Here is a 14,957-nt window from a genome sequence, read left to right as displayed (position 1 = left end):
CGCTGATGGACAACCTCAAAGCAGCAGCTCAGGAGGAATGATCATGAACATCAAGACGCTTTGCATGGGCGCGATGGCGCTTTCGATGATGACCGGCGCAGCGCTTGCCGGCGCTGCCACTGGCACCTCGGCGCTCGACGATCCGCAGAAAATGTCGCCCTTCTTCACCGATGCCGGCATGAAGACCATGAAGTCGCAGGCCGAATTCAAGACCGCATGGATGGCCATGTCCAAAGAGGACCAGGCGATGATGATGAAGGAATGCGGCGACGAGGCCATTGCCAAGGAGCATGACGATTTCTGCAAGATGACCAAGCAACTCGGCGGTGCCAACTAGGCACGTCGGTTCAGCACAATCGCAGTGGCGGGCAGAGATGCCCGCCATCTTCGTTTTGGGACCTTCGGTTCAGTCGGGCGCAAGCGTCAATCGCACTATTCGGCGTCAGCCGATCCTGACGACGAAGTGCTTGGTCACCGGCTCGATGATCTTCCACGTCCCCTTGAAATCGGCTTCCACCACGAAAGCATCGCCGGGGCCGACTTCGACAGGCGCGCCGCCATCGGGCGTGATGACGATGCGGCCCGATATCATGTGGACGAACTCATAGTCGCTATAGGTCGCGTGATAGGTGCCGGGGGTGGCCTGCCAGGTGCCCGACATGACCTTGCCGTCCTCGGTAATATGCTGGACGGCGGTCTTCATGGTCGGGTGGGCTTCGACCACGATCCACCCCGCGAGATCGCCGGCCTCGGCGTTTTCGACGGCGCCGAATTTGAGGATGGTCTTGTCTGTCATGGTCGGCTCCGTCTTGAATTGTGCCGGGATGGCTGCCGGTCCATAGCTGATGCACCTGGCCTCGGCAACGCGGGTGCCCGATCGCATTTGGTATTGGCGGACGGCCCGCTTGAGCCAGCAGGCTTGACCTTGTCGCCGACCGTGGGATAGGCCGGGACTGGCCCGACCACCTCCCCACCGAGGCCCTACGAAAGACTGACATGACGGACGCGATCGTAAGAGACAGCAATGGCACCGAGCTGCACGAGGGCGACTCCGTAACCCTGATCAAGGATCTCAAGGTCAAAGGCACGTCGGAGACGATCAAGCGCGGCACGCTGGTGAAGAACATTCGCCTCACCGGCAATCCCGGCGAGATCGAATGCAGCACCAGGCAGGTGAAGGGCCTAGTGCTGAAGACCGAGTTTTTGAAAAAGGCTTGATTGCCTCGGCACCCTTTGTTTTGCCCTCATATGAAACGCTCTCGTGAGTGAATCGCCCTTGTGAGGAGATGGAGGAGCCGTCGCCCTCCCCCTATGTTGCACCGCGTTAGATTTGTTGCATTGCAATATCGGGGTATCGGGTCGAGCTTCTGCGAGGTGGGCATTCCTTGCACGAGGTGACTGTGTCGGCATCATTTCGGCCTGACATCGAAGGGCTGCGCGCGCTGGCGGTGGCGGGTGTCATCGCCTTCCATTTTGGTCTCTCCGGTCTGCCCGGCGGCTTTGCCGGCGTCGACATCTTTTTCGTCATCTCCGGCTATCTGATCACCCGGCACCTGGTTACGGAAATCACCGAGACCGGACGGCTGAACCTCTGGCGCTTCTACGCCCGGCGCGCCCGGCGCCTGTTGCCGGCGGCACTGTTCGTCATCCTCGCCACGCTGTTCGCGGGTTACTTCATCCTGTCGCCGGAGGAGCAGGCGCTCTATTCGAAAGGCGCCATGTTTGCCTCCGCCTACATGATCAACCTCTGGCTGATCCGCTGGTCGTTTGACTATTTCGCCGCCGATGCCACCAATAACCCGTTCATCCACTTCTGGTCGCTCTCGGTCGAGGAACAGTTCTACCTGGCATGGCCAGCGCTGCTTTTGTTGGCCGCATGGCTGCGTCCCCGCAGGCGCACGGCTATCGTCGTGATCGGCGTCGCCGGCGTGGCCTCCTTCGCCGCCTGCGCCTGGCTGACGGAAGTGTCGCAGCCCTGGGCCTTCTATTTCTCGCCGCTCAGGGCCTGGGAATTCGCCGCCGGCGGCCTCGCGACCATGGTGCCGGCAAAGATCTGGCGCGACCGCCCGCTGCTGGCCACACTGCAGGCATGCCTCGGCTTGGCGCTGATCGCCTGGGCCTATTTGATGTTGGACGAAGACTCCCCCTTCCCCGGGGTGAATGCGCTTGCGCCTGTCGCCGGCACCGTGCTGCTGCTGCTCAGCGGCAGCGGCCGCAACCTGCCGAGCGCCGTGCTGGCGCTGTCGCCCCTGCAATGGCTGGGCCGGCTTTCCTATTCGCTTTACCTCTGGCACTGGCCGGTCATCGTCTATGCCGCGATGGTGGTTCCCAACCTGTCCACGCTTGACCGCCTTGCCTGCGCGGCGCTGACGCTGGTTCTGTCGATGTTCACCTATCATTTCATCGAGAACCCGATCCGCCGCAACGGCTGGCTGATGGCCGGAGCGGCGCGGGCGCTGGTGCCCGCGGCTGCGCTGACCGGCGCCGGCGTGGTCGCGGCCTACGGCAACGCGCGCTTTGCCGAGCACAATCTCAGCCCAGAACAGCACATTATCGCCGACAGCGCCGCCCAGCTCTCTACCGTGCGCGCGAGCGACGGCGGCTGCGTGCTCGATTTCGAGACCGTCAAACCGAGGCCTTGCATGTTCGGCCAGAAGGATGCCCAGCGCTCGGTCGTGCTGTTCGGCGACTCGCATGCCGACCATTGGTCGACGCCGCTGATCAAGGCGGCCGAGAAGAACAATTTCCGGGTCGTCACCTTTCTCAAATCCTCCTGCCGGGCTTCGCGGGTGACGACCTGGAACTGGCGGCTGAAGCGCGACTACACCGAGTGCGACCAATGGCGCGAGCAGTCGGTCAAGGACATCATCGCGCTCCATCCGCAACTGGTGGTGATCTCGGAATTCTCGATCGGCAATGTGATGAAGGAATCGCCCGAGGAGTTGAAGCACGCCAATTGGGAGGAGCAGTGGCGGACGGGTCTCACCTGGACGCTTCGAGCGTTCAGCCAGGCCGGCATCAAGGTCGCGGTCATCAGGGACGTGCCTTACAATGCAAGCTACGCCGACAAATGCGTGGCGCGGGCGCTGTGGCGGGGCCAGACGCCGGCGACATGCGACACGCCGAGGATCATGGCGGCAAACGACGACATCGCAACGATCGAGCGCGATATCGTGCGCTCGACACCGAACGCCAGCTATATCGACATGACCGATCGGTTTTGCGATCAGACCACCTGCCACGTCTTCATCGACGGCAAGCTTGCCTTCCGCGACCGCCACCACCTGGCGACGCCCTTCGCCGAGACGCTGGAGCCGGCGGTGGAGCGGGCGCTGTTTTCGGATGTGATGGCGGCGGCTGTGAAGTAACGGCGGCGGCAGCCTTTCCCACCGAAATCCTTCAGGCGGGATTTGGTGCCACCTTGACCGACGCGGGCTCCCTCGCCAAGCAACCATGCGGGGGGTCAGCTAAGGATAAGACCCGCGAGGAAAACGGTAAAGAGAAGCGACAGCGGAACTGCAAGAAGGCAGCACAGCTCCAGAGAATTGGCTCGCCAATAAGTCATTGGGCGCTTTTCCATGTTGGTCTCCTCCCTCAACGGCCAGACCGGGACGGCAGTTCCGCTTAAATGTGAGGTCGTCATTCGCGCCGCTCATATGCGATCGGCGCGAACCTCATTCCGCTTCCTAGTCATCCATCGTGCACGCGCCAGATGTGTCGCCCACGCCCGGAAAGCCCTCTCTGGCTCCTGCTCCGGGTCAATGTGCAGCACGATGCGGGCGACCTCACGCCAATCGGTCCCCTCCGCCGAAGCATCGAGCAGCCGGATATAAGTAAGCATACGATCCTCGTCATACCCGGTCGGCACCGAAGATGTCGGCGCCGCGTTCGCGATATGAAGGTTTGGCAGTGGCTTTAGCATTGCGACCTACCAGCAATGGCGCACCGTAGCAGCCTATGGAGACGCCAGCGCCCTTTGATCGGAGGATGCGGCGATCGAGATTCGCCTCGACAGTCGACAAATGCGGGCCTCAGGCGGGAGTTCACCGCCCAGGAGGGGTCACGCCTCGTTACATCGCGATCGGGTCGACGCAATCTTGAGGTATTTTAGTGGAACCTAATTTAATCGGCGCAATTATGCGTGCGTGAGAAAGGATGAAATCCAGACTGTCACTGAAAGCTGGCTATCGGGAGATCGGCTGGCCGATGATCCAGTGATTGCCGTCGATCTGGCCGAACGGATATTACAGGCAGCCGAAAACGACAGGATTGTCTGCATCGTCGTGGCAGCGGAGCATCCGGAAACCGAGCGCATCGAGAAAGCAGAGCCTCAGGAGACCAGAATTACGGCAGGTTTCGTCCGAGACTTTGAAGTGATGCTGCTTGTTCTTTATGCGGCCTACGCTCTCATTGTGCTGGGTGCGACGGCTTTCGTTTTGCTGGAATTGGGCCATATTCTGTAGGCAAACGTCGGCAACGCGACGGCGCCCGATTGTCGCTGCTTGACGGGATACATACGGCGCGGACCACAACCCGCATGAGGCTTGGAAGGAGGGGCCACGTTGCGCCGGCGGCCCCACCCTGGCGCACCGCCAGAGGCGTTTTCGCCCCGCTTGCGCTAATTTAGGGCTCTCGGTTCGTGGCATCTTGCAAATTTGTGGAACGAGGCTGCCCCTCAAGGGTTTTTCTATTAGAGGGACGTTAAGGAAGGAGGTAGCTATGAAGAAGCTCCTGCTTGCCTCGGTGATCGCCATCGCCTCGGCGGCTTCCGTGATTGGCCCGGCGAATGCCGGCGGCAGCGTCACGATCGGCATCGGCAACGGCTATGACGACGACTATTATTATCGCCACCATCGGTATTCCGATTACGACGATGAGTACGTTCCCCGTTACCGCTATGATGTCTACGACGAGGACTACAGGCCGCGCTACCGGTACCACCGGCGCTGCTACACCGAAGTCGTCAAGCACTGGCGTCATCACCACCGGGTTATCGAAAGAATCCGTGTCTGCCGTCGTTGACGGATCGATCCGGCCGGTAGTGCCGGCCGGATCGGCGGGGCTCCTCACCTCGGCTTGCGCATCAGCATCATGCCGTAATGCACAGCCAATATGTCGAGCCCGATCTTGAGTAGCTTCACCACCACGTCGCGCGGCTCGCCGGCCAGTTCGGCCAGGCTCTTGACCGTTGCGTCGGCACAGCAGACCTTTTGCACGATGCCGGCGATCTCCCAGTGGGCAAGCGCCTTGGTGGCCTGGGCATGGTCGCGGCCGGCGGACAGGATGTGTTCTGCGACGCCGCTGCCGGTGCGGCCGCCGTCGACGCGCTCGGCCCAGGCCATCGGCTTGGCGGTTGCCTCGGACGAGTTGCGGAAATCCTGGCGGTAGCGCATGCCTGCCTCGCGCTGCTGGCGCGACAACGAGGTGAGGCCGGTCAGCGGGTCGACATTGCGCACCCGCACGATGCCGCCGGTCGCGGTGTGGCCGTCATTGGAAACCTCATAGAGGCGCGCCGCCTCCTGCGTTCCTTTGGCCAGCCGCTTGCGGCCGAACCGGTCCTCCTTCAGCGCGAAATCATGGCCGATCTCCTTGCGGATGCGCACCTGCTCGGCCTCGCCCTTCGGCAATCGCGGCAGCCTGGCTTTGGCTTTTTGCGCGGTTTTGTTGCTCATCGGCTCGGTCCTCCTGGTTTTCTGTCGTCGGGCTCTGGCGAATTTCCGTCATCCAGCGGGGCTCAAATCGCTTCGGCCGGCAGCGTGCGTAGGAAGCGCGCCGCGTGATAGGCGCAGTAGCTTTTCGAAGGCTTTGTGCGCAGCCCGCAGCACAGCATGTCCAAACCGGGGCGACTGCCGGGGGCATCGTTTTCGGCATCCTCCTGCAGCGTCGTGTCGAGCGGCGCGCGGCAGCGGTCGAACAGGCAATCGATGAAGCGCATGGCGACGAAATGTGGCTGGCGGCCGCCGGCGGCGATCGGGCGCGGCGCCGGCATTTCGAGCGGCTCGCCATCGGACCCGGTGATCCGAGTCGAACCCGGCTGCCAGGCCGGCGGCGCCAGCCTGGCTGACAGCCTTGCCGGGCGGCAGTGATGCTCGGCCGGTACCGCCCCTGCTTGGCCGGCGGGATTCGGCGGCTCTGGCGCCGATTTTCCATGCCGGCCGCCACACCAGCCTTTGGATCTGGAAAGGCCGATGGCGCGCAGACGGGCGGTGCGGTGGACGATGCCGATGATGGCCGCGCGCGAGGCCGGGCGGCCGCGCAGCGCACTCAGCCGGGTGGCGATCTTCGCGGCCGACAGCCCGCTCATCAACCAGTTCTCGATTTGTTCCAATTCGGAGGCGGAATAGCGGGCGGCCATGATGTTTTATTCCCTGCAAGGGTGGTTGTGTGCGGCGCCGGCTTCGCCGGCTCTCAGGCTCGAAAGCCGATCAGCCTTCGCGTGGCCTGCTACGATCGAGCTTCATCTCGGCCGCCTGCCTAGTTGCGCCGGACACTGCCTTGCCGGTCCGCTTGTCTAAGGCGATGACCGTGCCGTCTACGGTGCGGATCCAGGAAACCTCGGCATCCGCGTTGCTGGTCGACGGGTAATTCGTGGCCGGAGCCGTGAGGGGAACGGCTCCGGCCGTTCCGGCCGCTTGCGCTGCCGGATCCGAGGCGCGAGCCTCGGGCATCGTCCCGGCCGGGGAGGAGGACAGCCGCCACGGAGGGGAAAGGTTTGGCACATGCATGGCCTTGGCGATCGGTTGCGCTACCGCCTCCAGGCGAGCGCTGCCGGCGCGCTGAAGGGCGGATTCGAGGACCGAAAGCTGGTGAAGCGACTTGTGCATGACCGTATAAGAGCATAACTCAAACAGTAATACAAGCGATTCTTGCATAGACGAAACCGAATCTTATGCCTCAGATGGAGCCATGGTGAAAACTGCACTGTCGGTCAAGGTCGGGGCGGCGATCCGCCGGGCGCGCAAGCAGCGCGGTCTGGTGATGCGCCACATTGCCGAGCACAACGACACCGATGTCGCTGCCGTCGGCAATTGGGAAACCGGGCGCAACCTGCCCAAGACCGAGAACCTTTTGAAGACCGCCGCCTTCCTGCGCGTCGACCCGGTGGCGCTCGGCAAGGGCGAGGTCGTCTTCCTCGAAGATTCCGGGCCGGTCGCCGATGCCGAGATCGTCACCGATCCCGGCCCCCTGCCCGCCGGGCCGATGGATATCCAGCTTCTCGGCACCGCCGTCGGCGGCGACGATGGCGACTTCACCTTCAACGGCCAGCCGGCCGGCTATGTCCAGCGGCCGCCTGGGATCCGGCATCTGCGCAACGTGTTTGCGCTGCACGTGCTGAGCGATTCGATGGTGCCGCGCTACGAGCCCGGCGAGATGATCTATTGCGGCGGCCGCGAGGCCGTGCCCGGCGACCATGTGGTGATCGAGACGCTGCCCGAGGAGAACGAGCACAACGGCAAGGCCTTCATCAAGAAGCTGGTCAAGCGCACCGCCGCCGAACTGATCGTCGAGCAATACAACCCGCCCAAGACGCTGACCTTCAACCGCTACGCGATCAAGAACGTCTTCCGCGTCATCCCGCTCAAGGAATTGCTGGGGTATTGACGCGGCGCTGGCGCGCGCCCTTCTCCCCTTGTGGGAGAAGGTGGATCGGCGCGCAGCGCCGAGCCGGATGAGGGGTGTTGGAAGAAATGAGGTGTTAAAAATATTCGAACGATTCTAAATCCTTACGTCTTCAACTCCGCGATCCGTCCAACACCCCTCATCCGACCGAGCTTCGCTCGGCCGCCTTCTCCCACAAGGAGAGAAGGAAGAACACCGCCCTCCCCTTCAAGCCCGCCTCGATTGCTCCGGCTCGCGGCCATTGAGCATCCGCGCCTCGGCCAGGGCCCGCTGCCGGTCGTCGATGAAGGCTGCCTGGATCGAAACGGCGGCGCCCGGCAGGCCGTCGGCCCGGCAGGCCTTGCAGATCAGGCGCCCCGAAAGTGCCGCCAGCGGCGTCTCCGGCCTCACCCCATGCCGCTTGAGCTCGGCCGGCTTCCACCACCTGTTGCGGCCGCAATCGATGCACTCGACGGCAATCGAGACAACATCGGCGATCGTCGCTTCCTTGCCTGCTAATGCCATAGCCATCCCCATCTTTGTTCCTGCTTTGTTCGCAACATTATCGGTTTTCGGAGCGGAGTCGAGTCGGTTCCGCTTACATTGACGTGAAAGTTTCACTTGTCATATTATTTGAGTTATGCTTATATCGATGTGCGAGCTGGAATCGGCGCGAGCAACAGAACTGCGGCCGCTCCGTCGGCCGGCAGCAAGGGAACGACGATGGACCCAGCCCAGTTCGCCCATGCCTGCGGCTATACTGGCGACAGCCCGGCCATGCTCGCCGCCTTCGCGGCCATCCGCCAGGACGGCATTCGCAAGGCGCGCCAGGGCCATCGCCGGCGCAAGGCGGCGATCGACCGGATGAAGCCGAGCCGCGCTTTGTTCCTGGTGGCGATCCGCCCGGCGCAGTCGGCCGAGGAAGCGATCGAGGACGCCGCCCGCTTCCTGTCGATATTCCGCAACATGCCGCGCTGGCGGCAGGAAAGGCGCGGCGCCGACCTCGCCCGGGCCAGGCAGCAGCGCCTCTTCGCCCGCTTCTTCCGCCGCTACGGCCACCGCCTTTGGGCGCTGGAGGCGGCGTAGCGTTGGCCGGGAACCAGCCACCTCGTTTTCACTGAAAGCTCGGCGGGACAGCGCCCCCTCTGTCCCGCCGAGCTTGCTTGCATCAGACGCTGGCGTTCGCTTGCGACTCAAGTGGGACATTGCGATCGCCGACACCGCGCCGTATGTCTCCACGTGATGAGCGAGATCGAATTCCGTCGCGCGCAAGCGCCCGACCTGCCGGCGATCGTTGCAATGCTTGCCGACGACATCCTCGGCGCGGGCCGGGAAGACCCGTCCACGCCGCTCGCGCCTTCCTATCTCGATGCCTTCAGGGCGATCGATGCCGACCCCGACCAGTTGTTGGCCGTGGCTGTCGAGGCCGGGCAAGTGATCGGCACCCTGCAACTCAGCTTCACTCCCGGCATTTCGAGGAAAGGCGCCTGGCGCGGGCAGATCGAAGGCGTTCGCGTCGCCCGGCAATGGCGCTCCCGCGGCATCGGCAAGCTGATGGTCGAATGGGCGGTTGAAACGTGCCGCTCGCGCGACTGCAGCTTCATTCAGCTCACCACGGACAAGGAACGACGGGAGGCGCACGCATTCTACGAGCGCCTCGGTTTCACCGCCAGCCATCTCGGCTACAAGATGGCGCTGTAGGTCAGCATTTCATCGCATGCAGCGCCAACTGCTCTTCTTCGCCGGCCCACTGATGGAGCATTGACAAGCCGGCCTTCCGCCCTGCTCCATCCGCTCCATGATTTACGACCGACGCTGGCTTGAAGCAGCCTTTCGCGCAAAGCCCCGGCAGAAGTTCCTGTTCTTCTGGGGCCATGAGCCGTCCAAGGACGGCCGCATAGCCGCATCGTGCTTCAGCCAGTGGTGGCATGCGCCCTTTATCGTCGATGGCCTGAGCTATCCGACTGCGGAACATTGGATGATGGCTGAGAAGGCACGTCTGTTCGGTGATGCTCAGGCGGCAACGCAAATCCTCAAGGCGGCGAGCCCCAAGCAGGCAAAGCAGCTTGGCCGGCAGGTGAGCGGCTTCGATGGGGCCAAATGGGATGCCGACAAATACCGCATCGTCGCCGAAGGGAGCTTTCAGAAATTCCGGCAGAACGCGGCGCTGCGCGAATATCTGCTGTCGACGCATGACAAGGTGCTGGTCGAGGCAAGCCCTGTCGACCGGGTGTGGGGCATCGGCCTTGCGGCGGATGACGAGAGGGTCGCGAACCCGCTGCTGTGGCGCGGCGAGAACCTGTTGGGATTCGCGCTGATGCAGGCCAGGGATCGGCTGCGCGGCTGAACAGACTGAGCGACGCGCATGCCGCGCGTCCGCCCGGCGTCTCGGTGGGCGGTAGCCTTTGCGCTGCTTGACAATCCGCCGGCAACGTTCTCTTTATGTTCCATTCAAAACTCTAGACAATGCGGCGTTTGAACCGCCGCGGGCGAACGGGCCGGATGGAAGCCAACATCCTCCACGCGGATCTGGATGCCTTCTATGCCTCGGTCGAACAATTGCTCGACCCGGCTCTGCGCGGCAAGCCGATCGCCGTCGGCGGCGGCGTTGTGCTGGCGGCCTCCTATGAAGCCAAGGCCTTCGGCGTACGCGGCGGCATGCCGGGGCGGCGTGCGCGGGAGCTCTGCCCCGGGCTGATTTTCGTCGGCGGCCATTTCAAGGACTATCAGCGGCTGGGCGATGCGGCCATCAAGGTGCTCGGCGATTTCACGCCTGTGGTCGAGCGGATTTCCATCGACGAGGCCTTTGCCGACGTCGCCGGCTGCACCCACCTGTTCGGCTCACCGGCCGAGATCGCCGGCAAGATCCGCCGCCGCGTGCGGGCCGAGCTCGGCCTGCCGATCTCGGTCGGCGTGGCGCGCACCAAGCATCTGGCCAAGATCGCCTCACAGGTCGCCAAGCCCGACGGGCTGGTGGTGGTCGATCCGCGCGACGAGCTGGAATTCCTCCACGATCTGCCGGTCGAGCTAATGTGGGGTGTCGGTCCGGTCACCAGGGAGCGGCTGGCCGGCATCGGCGTCAACACCATCGGCGAGCTGGCGAAGACCAACGGTGGGGCGCTGGAGCGCCTGCTCGGGCCGGCGGCCGGAGAAAAACTCAACGCGCTGGCGTGGAACCGCGATCCGCGCAAGCTCGAGACGCAGCGCCGGGCGCGCTCGGCCGGCGCGCAATCGGCGCTCGGCCGAAAACCCGCCGACGAGGAAGTCTTCGTGCCGGCGCTGCTGCATCTGGCCGACAGGGTCGCCACCAGATTGCGGGCGAAATCCCGGCCCGGCCGCACCGTGACGGTTCGCGTCCGCTTTGCCGATCTGCGCTCGGTGACGCGCTCGATCACGCTCAACCAGCCGATTTCGGCAACCGCCATGCTGGCCGAGATAGCCGAGGCGCTGGTGCGCAAGGTGCTGGCCGACCATCCGCACGAAAAAACCATCTCGCTGCTGGCGATCGCCGTCTCGCACCTGGAAAAGCAGCCGGGCCTGCAGCTGGAACTGCCGCTCGGGCTGGACGACGACCGCCGCCGCCCCGGCACCAGGAAGGGCGCGGCGCGCTGGACCGCCGACCGCGCCATCGACAAGATCCGCGACCGCTTCGGCTGGGAGGCGGTCGGCTATGCCTCGGTCGCGCTCGGACTGTCACGGTCGGTTCCCGACGCCTTTCGCGAACTGGCCGAAAAGGAATTGTGAGGCGGCTTGGCCGGACCGATGCGATGCACTTTGCAACAGAAGCGATCGGTCGTCGTTCCTGCAAAAACGCGACGTTCGAGGCGGCCCTGGTCGTCAGACCAAAAGCGTTGCGCTGCCCCAGGCGATCAGGGCGATGCCGGCCGCCCGGCCAACCCACCGGCCTGCAGGAAACACCTTTTCAACCATCACCAGAATAGCGAGCCCGGCAACCCACACCAGATTCATTATGCCACCCACGAACAACAACGCCATCAGCATCCAGCAGCATCCGACGCAAAACGCCCCGTGCAGTGCGCCCAAACGCAGCGCGCCAAGTGCGTGGGGACGCCACTGGCGGGAAAGGAACGCCGTCGGTGTCCGGCAATGCGACAGGCAGGCGTTCTTGAGCGGCGAGAACTGATACAGGCCCGCGGCGATCAGGACGATGCCTGAAAGCCAGCGGCTCTGCGAACTCATCATCGTCGCGGTAACGAACGCCTCGCGTTCGAGCAGCCAATGCAACCCGGCTGCCGCGACGGAGAACCCCAGCCAGACCAGGAGGTAGCCTGCCATAAATACGCCGGTGGGCGCGAGCTTGTCCTGGATCTGATCCTGTGCGAGCGCATGGCGATGTACGCGCGCATAGAGCAGGATGGTCGGCGCGGCGCTCGGGGACATCATGGCGACCATCATGACCCACCACATGGCGATCATCAGCGCCCAGATCGCGGCCCCCCAGAGCCGCGGTTCCGTCGCCATGGCCATCGCGCTCATGTCCATGCCGGGCATGTCGGAGGTCACGTCGGCAGTTTGCTGGTGGGGGAATAGCGCGAGCCTCGACATCTCCCACGCATTCATGCCGAGGCCTGCACCGGCGACGATATAAAGCCAGGTCAGCAGGCACAGCGCCACCACTCCCGCAATCGTGAGGACGCGGTCGCGTCTGAGCAGGCGTTCAAGTGGCGACGCGCCGTCCATGCGACGCGTCAGGCTCGCACCACCCCGTGATTGTTGAGATGCAGCCGCGCGAACTGGCCGTAACTGTCCTTCGTGTTCACCTGAACCGGCCCGCTGGTTGTGCTCGAGGCACTACCGATCTCGGCGACCGCATATTCGAAGCCGTTCGGCAACACGATCTGAGCGCGCGAGTCCGCGCCCGTCACCTTGTTGCGGATCGGTTCACCTACCGTTTCGATGTAGTCCTTAACGAAGATGCGGCCCCTGCGGCCGTCGATATCGAGGTCGAGATCGATCTTCGTGAAAACCGGATCTTTCATTTTCGTCACGGTTGAGGCGTAGACGGCGAACATCGTCGCGAACGGGTCGGTGTCCTGGCCGGTCATGATGCGCAGCAGCGCTTGACGCTGCCGGTCTGTTGCGTTCTCGTCGACGAAAGCGATGGCTTCGCCGTTGCCTTCGTGGATCGCGCCAGGCCATTTGAAGATCGCAGCGATCCGGAGGCCATCGAGACCGGTCTCGCCATGATGCCCCTCATCGATCTGGATGCCGGCAACGGCATGGCAATGGCCTTTGTCGGGCAGCGCATTGAATTGACAGTTGCAGCCATATTCGCAGGTGCAATTGACGAGTTCGCGTCCCTTGATTTCCCAAGATGTCATGCTGTCCTCCCTGATCTTGAAATATTAGACCATCATCATACACCTGCGCCGGCCGCACCGCCATCCTGTCGCGTCAAGAGACGGCAGGCCAACGCAGTTTCTCGCCGAAATTCGGTGAACATCCGCCCTGGAGATGGCGAGGCCGATATCGGAACGGCAGAAATTGGGTCGGAACGGGCCTTTCCGACCGCAACCCGCGAAGGTCCGGAAATGCCCCCAGAAGCGGGCGTTCGGCAGCGATCCGAGCAGCAACGATTTTGGCAGGACCGGAAATCGGCATGGAATGCTGCAATCATCATCATGTCCCGTCCAAGTTGTGGACAGTTCCTTCTCAAAGGCGCACTCTTAGCGTGCGAAACGCAAGCTAGCGTTTCGTGCAATGCTTCACATGCTTGACTTGCGTCGGTGATTGTCTGACCTATCCGGATACTTCCGGGTGGGCAGCCTCACATTGTGTCGTCTATCCGTGATCAGGCTGCGGCCTAAGGCACGTTGCGGCCCGTTCCGGATCAACTGGGAGGTAAACAACATGCCTGATTTTCAGCGCAGAGAACTTCTTGTTCAAGGAAGCGCGGCTCTTGCCGCAATTGCTGCTCTCTATACCTCGCGTCGGGCTTACGCCTTTCCAACACGGCCGAGCGAGGAAGTTATTCCGTGGCTGGATCAGCCGACCAAAAATCCCGATCCGGTGGGTATCCAGAAGCAGCTTGTCTGGGAGGATTTGGACAGCTGGATAACGCCAAACGACAAGTTCTTCAGCATCTCGCATTTCAACCGACCAACGATCGACGAGAAGACATGGTCGATGGAGATCGGAGGCTTGGTCAAGAAGCCCTTGGAGTTAACGCTCGCCGACATCAGGGCGCGACCGCGGCAGGAGGTCGTTTTCACAGTGGAATGCTCGGGCAACCACGGGTTTCCCTTTTTCACCGGCGGCATCGGCAATGCTCGCTGGGCAGGGACGCCGCTCGCCCCGATCCTCGAGGAAGCCGGTGTTCTGGAGAAGGGCATCGAGGTCGTCTTTTTCGGTACCGACACAGGCGAGGTCCCGATACGCGACGTCAAGATGCAGCAGAATTTCGCTCGTAGCATGTCGCTCGCCGACGCGATGAACCCCGACAATCTCCTCTGCTATGAAATGAATGGAGCCGCCTTGCCAGCGCCCAATGGCTTCCCGGTACGGCTCATTGCTCCAGGCTGGTACGGGATCGCCAACGTCAAGTGGCTAAAGCGCATCGAGGTTCGCGATACGCGGTTCATGAGCCTTCTGATGGCCCGTGACTATGTCACCATCCGGGAGGAGGACCACAACGGCGAGACCGTATGGGCCGAGACTTCAGTCGGGCGAGCGCTGATAAAGTCCGCGCCTGCGAAGGTTACCCGGAAAGACTCGGATTACCGCATCGTCGGGGCAGCCTGGGGGGCGCCGATCGACCGGGTCGAAGTGCAAATCGATCAGGGGCCTTGGGCACCAGCGACCATTGACCACAGTGAGGAGGCAGAACACGCCTGGAAGATTTGGTCCCTGGCTTGGGCAAATCCCTCTCCTGGAGAACACACGGTGACCTCGCGCGCGGTCAGCACCACGGGACAAATTCAACCGGCGATGGACGATCCCTTGATTGCCAAGAAACACACATACTGGGAAAGCAATGGCCAGGTGACGCGCCGCGTGCGTATCGGCTAGCGCATTTTGCAGCCAAATGGAATCATTTGGCGTCCGCATAAATGCGGCAAAACAGATAGTAGAGCGAGTTACCGGGTCCAAGAGAACCGGAACCGCTCTAAGAACTTGCTGCCATGTGGCAATTGCGTCTGGGTTACCCAGGAGGAGGCTGCCTGATCCGAAAGCTGGCGCCGCTCGCATGACGGGTGTGGGCCGTAGATCCTCTTCGCGACGATACCGCTCCCGAAATCGGAAGCGGAGCCCCTCAGCTTGGGGATCGAGGCGATGGCAGACTTGTCCGGTAGCGCAACCTTGGCTATGTCGCCTTCGCGCGTCATTTCCGCACCATT

19 protein-coding genes are annotated in these 14,957 nt (G+C 62.9%); 11 read left to right on the top strand and 8 right to left on the bottom strand.

Annotated elements, in window-relative coordinates; translation table 11 throughout:
* Positions 1 to 43: 43 nt before the first annotated feature.
* Positions 44 to 337, top strand: a complete 294-nt coding sequence (locus NKJ94_RS07615; RefSeq protein WP_352524029.1) for a hypothetical protein — start codon at positions 44 to 46, stop codon at positions 335 to 337.
* 105 nt (positions 338 to 442) lie between these two features.
* Here the strand turns inward: NKJ94_RS07615 and NKJ94_RS07610 are convergent, their stop codons facing one another.
* Complete coding sequence (locus NKJ94_RS07610) at positions 443 to 796, bottom strand: cupin domain-containing protein (RefSeq protein WP_352524027.1); 354 nt, start codon at positions 794 to 796, stop codon at positions 443 to 445.
* A gap of 200 nt (positions 797 to 996) precedes the next feature.
* On the opposite strand from NKJ94_RS07610, the gene NKJ94_RS07605 reads away from it, so the two are divergent.
* Together NKJ94_RS07605 and NKJ94_RS07600 are read left to right on the top strand one after the other, a co-directional pair.
* Positions 997 to 1,218, top strand: coding sequence for an alkylphosphonate utilization protein (locus NKJ94_RS07605; protein ID WP_352524026.1), 222 nt, complete (start codon positions 997 to 999; stop codon positions 1,216 to 1,218).
* Between the two features lie 182 nt (positions 1,219 to 1,400).
* Complete coding sequence (locus tag NKJ94_RS07600) at positions 1,401 to 3,368, top strand: acyltransferase family protein (protein WP_352524025.1); 1,968 nt, start codon at positions 1,401 to 1,403, stop codon at positions 3,366 to 3,368.
* Positions 3,369 to 3,652: 284 nt separating this feature from the next.
* On the opposite strand, the gene NKJ94_RS07595 is transcribed toward NKJ94_RS07600, so the two are convergent.
* The gene (locus tag NKJ94_RS07595) at positions 3,653 to 3,922 is read right to left on the bottom strand and encodes a DUF2285 domain-containing protein (RefSeq protein ID WP_352524024.1); all 270 of its coding nucleotides are present in this window, start codon (positions 3,920 to 3,922) and stop codon (positions 3,653 to 3,655) included.
* A gap of 223 nt (positions 3,923 to 4,145) precedes the next feature.
* Here NKJ94_RS07595 and NKJ94_RS07590 point away from each other — a divergent pair, with 223 nt between their 5' ends.
* Both NKJ94_RS07590 and NKJ94_RS07585 read left to right on the top strand, forming a co-directional pair.
* The gene (locus NKJ94_RS07590) at positions 4,146 to 4,463 is read left to right on the top strand and encodes a hypothetical protein (RefSeq protein WP_352524023.1); all 318 of its coding nucleotides are present in this window, start codon (positions 4,146 to 4,148) and stop codon (positions 4,461 to 4,463) included.
* Between the two features lie 256 nt (positions 4,464 to 4,719).
* Positions 4,720 to 5,022 carry a hypothetical protein gene (locus tag NKJ94_RS07585; RefSeq protein WP_352524022.1) on the top strand — a complete coding sequence of 101 codons (303 nt, stop codon included), beginning with the start codon at positions 4,720 to 4,722 and terminating at the stop codon, positions 5,020 to 5,022.
* Between the two features lie 44 nt (positions 5,023 to 5,066).
* On the opposite strand, the gene NKJ94_RS07580 is transcribed toward NKJ94_RS07585, so the two are convergent.
* The 3 genes from NKJ94_RS07580 to NKJ94_RS07570 all read right to left on the bottom strand — a co-directional run bounded on the left by NKJ94_RS07580 (position 5,067) and on the right by NKJ94_RS07570 (position 6,824).
* Positions 5,067 to 5,672 (bottom strand): DUF6456 domain-containing protein, encoded by a 606-nt coding sequence (locus tag NKJ94_RS07580; protein ID WP_352524021.1) that lies wholly within the window; start codon positions 5,670 to 5,672, stop codon positions 5,067 to 5,069.
* A 62-nt stretch (positions 5,673 to 5,734) separates the two neighbouring features.
* The gene (locus NKJ94_RS07575) at positions 5,735 to 6,355 is read right to left on the bottom strand and encodes a GcrA cell cycle regulator (protein WP_352524020.1); all 621 of its coding nucleotides are present in this window, start codon (positions 6,353 to 6,355) and stop codon (positions 5,735 to 5,737) included.
* A 70-nt stretch (positions 6,356 to 6,425) separates the two neighbouring features.
* Entirely contained in the window at positions 6,426 to 6,824 is a 399-nt protein-coding gene (locus NKJ94_RS07570) for a hypothetical protein (protein WP_352524019.1), read from the bottom strand.
* Between the two features lie 82 nt (positions 6,825 to 6,906).
* Here NKJ94_RS07570 and NKJ94_RS07565 point away from each other — a divergent pair, with 82 nt between their 5' ends.
* Positions 6,907 to 7,602 carry an XRE family transcriptional regulator gene (locus tag NKJ94_RS07565; RefSeq protein ID WP_352524018.1) on the top strand — a complete coding sequence of 232 codons (696 nt, stop codon included), beginning with the start codon at positions 6,907 to 6,909 and terminating at the stop codon, positions 7,600 to 7,602.
* 225 nt (positions 7,603 to 7,827) lie between these two features.
* On the opposite strand, the gene NKJ94_RS07560 is transcribed toward NKJ94_RS07565, so the two are convergent.
* Complete coding sequence (locus NKJ94_RS07560; protein WP_352524017.1) at positions 7,828 to 8,130, bottom strand: hypothetical protein; 303 nt, start codon at positions 8,128 to 8,130, stop codon at positions 7,828 to 7,830.
* Positions 8,131 to 8,322: 192 nt separating this feature from the next.
* Here NKJ94_RS07560 and NKJ94_RS07555 point away from each other — a divergent pair, with 192 nt between their 5' ends.
* The 4 genes from NKJ94_RS07555 (at position 8,323) to dinB (ending at position 11,343) form a co-directional block, all read left to right on the top strand.
* On the top strand, positions 8,323 to 8,685 hold the full coding sequence (locus NKJ94_RS07555) for a hypothetical protein (protein ID WP_352524016.1): 363 nt from the start codon (positions 8,323 to 8,325) through the stop codon (positions 8,683 to 8,685).
* A gap of 156 nt (positions 8,686 to 8,841) precedes the next feature.
* Positions 8,842 to 9,300 (top strand): GNAT family N-acetyltransferase, encoded by a 459-nt coding sequence (locus tag NKJ94_RS07550; RefSeq protein WP_352524015.1) that lies wholly within the window; start codon positions 8,842 to 8,844, stop codon positions 9,298 to 9,300.
* A 97-nt stretch (positions 9,301 to 9,397) separates the two neighbouring features.
* Complete coding sequence (gene ybiA, locus NKJ94_RS07545) at positions 9,398 to 9,946, top strand: riboflavin biosynthesis intermediates N-glycosidase (RefSeq protein WP_352524014.1); 549 nt, start codon at positions 9,398 to 9,400, stop codon at positions 9,944 to 9,946.
* 155 nt (positions 9,947 to 10,101) lie between these two features.
* Positions 10,102 to 11,343: a DNA polymerase IV gene (gene dinB / locus NKJ94_RS07540; protein WP_352524013.1), complete on the top strand. Its 1,242-nt coding sequence runs from the start codon at positions 10,102 to 10,104 to the stop codon at positions 11,341 to 11,343.
* Between the two features lie 93 nt (positions 11,344 to 11,436).
* On the opposite strand, the gene NKJ94_RS07535 is transcribed toward dinB, so the two are convergent.
* Together NKJ94_RS07535 and NKJ94_RS07530 are read right to left on the bottom strand one after the other, a co-directional pair.
* Entirely contained in the window at positions 11,437 to 12,300 is an 864-nt protein-coding gene (locus tag NKJ94_RS07535; RefSeq protein ID WP_352524012.1) for a DUF2182 domain-containing protein, read from the bottom strand.
* A gap of 8 nt (positions 12,301 to 12,308) precedes the next feature.
* Positions 12,309 to 12,941 (bottom strand): DUF1326 domain-containing protein, encoded by a 633-nt coding sequence (locus NKJ94_RS07530; protein ID WP_352524010.1) that lies wholly within the window; start codon positions 12,939 to 12,941, stop codon positions 12,309 to 12,311.
* 529 nt (positions 12,942 to 13,470) lie between these two features.
* Here NKJ94_RS07530 and NKJ94_RS07525 point away from each other — a divergent pair.
* Positions 13,471 to 14,628: a sulfite oxidase gene (locus tag NKJ94_RS07525; RefSeq protein WP_352524009.1), complete on the top strand. Its 1,158-nt coding sequence runs from the start codon at positions 13,471 to 13,473 to the stop codon at positions 14,626 to 14,628.
* Positions 14,629 to 14,957 lie beyond the last annotated feature (329 nt).

The organism is Mesorhizobium sp. M0060, assembly GCF_040323155.1.
Taxonomy (GTDB): Bacteria; Pseudomonadota; Alphaproteobacteria; order Rhizobiales; family Rhizobiaceae; genus Mesorhizobium.
This window is presented reverse-complemented; position numbering and strand designations above follow the sequence as displayed.

What these genes read in the sequence shown, in the direction of transcription:
- NKJ94_RS07615 (WP_352524029.1), top strand. Translation starts at nt 44, where the DNA reads ATGAACATCAAGACGCTTTGCATGGGCGCGATGGCGCTTTCGATGATG.
- NKJ94_RS07610 (WP_352524027.1), bottom strand. Translation starts at nt 796, where the DNA reads ATGACAGACAAGACCATCCTCAAATTCGGCGCCGTCGAAAACGCCGAG.
- NKJ94_RS07605 (WP_352524026.1), top strand. Translation starts at nt 997, where the DNA reads ATGACGGACGCGATCGTAAGAGACAGCAATGGCACCGAGCTGCACGAG.
- NKJ94_RS07595 (WP_352524024.1), bottom strand. Translation starts at nt 3,922, where the DNA reads ATGCTAAAGCCACTGCCAAACCTTCATATCGCGAACGCGGCGCCGACA.
- NKJ94_RS07585 (WP_352524022.1), top strand. Translation starts at nt 4,720, where the DNA reads ATGAAGAAGCTCCTGCTTGCCTCGGTGATCGCCATCGCCTCGGCGGCT.
- NKJ94_RS07580 (WP_352524021.1), bottom strand. Translation starts at nt 5,672, where the DNA reads ATGAGCAACAAAACCGCGCAAAAAGCCAAAGCCAGGCTGCCGCGATTG.
- NKJ94_RS07575 (WP_352524020.1), bottom strand. Translation starts at nt 6,355, where the DNA reads ATGGCCGCCCGCTATTCCGCCTCCGAATTGGAACAAATCGAGAACTGG.
- NKJ94_RS07570 (WP_352524019.1), bottom strand. Translation starts at nt 6,824, where the DNA reads ATGCACAAGTCGCTTCACCAGCTTTCGGTCCTCGAATCCGCCCTTCAG.
- NKJ94_RS07565 (WP_352524018.1), top strand. Translation starts at nt 6,907, where the DNA reads ATGGTGAAAACTGCACTGTCGGTCAAGGTCGGGGCGGCGATCCGCCGG.
- NKJ94_RS07560 (WP_352524017.1), bottom strand. Translation starts at nt 8,130, where the DNA reads ATGGCTATGGCATTAGCAGGCAAGGAAGCGACGATCGCCGATGTTGTC.
- NKJ94_RS07555 (WP_352524016.1), top strand. Translation starts at nt 8,323, where the DNA reads ATGGACCCAGCCCAGTTCGCCCATGCCTGCGGCTATACTGGCGACAGC.
- NKJ94_RS07550 (WP_352524015.1), top strand. Translation starts at nt 8,842, where the DNA reads ATGAGCGAGATCGAATTCCGTCGCGCGCAAGCGCCCGACCTGCCGGCG.
- ybiA (WP_352524014.1), top strand. Translation starts at nt 9,398, where the DNA reads ATGATTTACGACCGACGCTGGCTTGAAGCAGCCTTTCGCGCAAAGCCC.
- dinB (WP_352524013.1), top strand. Translation starts at nt 10,102, where the DNA reads ATGGAAGCCAACATCCTCCACGCGGATCTGGATGCCTTCTATGCCTCG.
- NKJ94_RS07535 (WP_352524012.1), bottom strand. Translation starts at nt 12,300, where the DNA reads ATGGACGGCGCGTCGCCACTTGAACGCCTGCTCAGACGCGACCGCGTC.
- NKJ94_RS07530 (WP_352524010.1), bottom strand. Translation starts at nt 12,941, where the DNA reads ATGACATCTTGGGAAATCAAGGGACGCGAACTCGTCAATTGCACCTGC.
- NKJ94_RS07525 (WP_352524009.1), top strand. Translation starts at nt 13,471, where the DNA reads ATGCCTGATTTTCAGCGCAGAGAACTTCTTGTTCAAGGAAGCGCGGCT.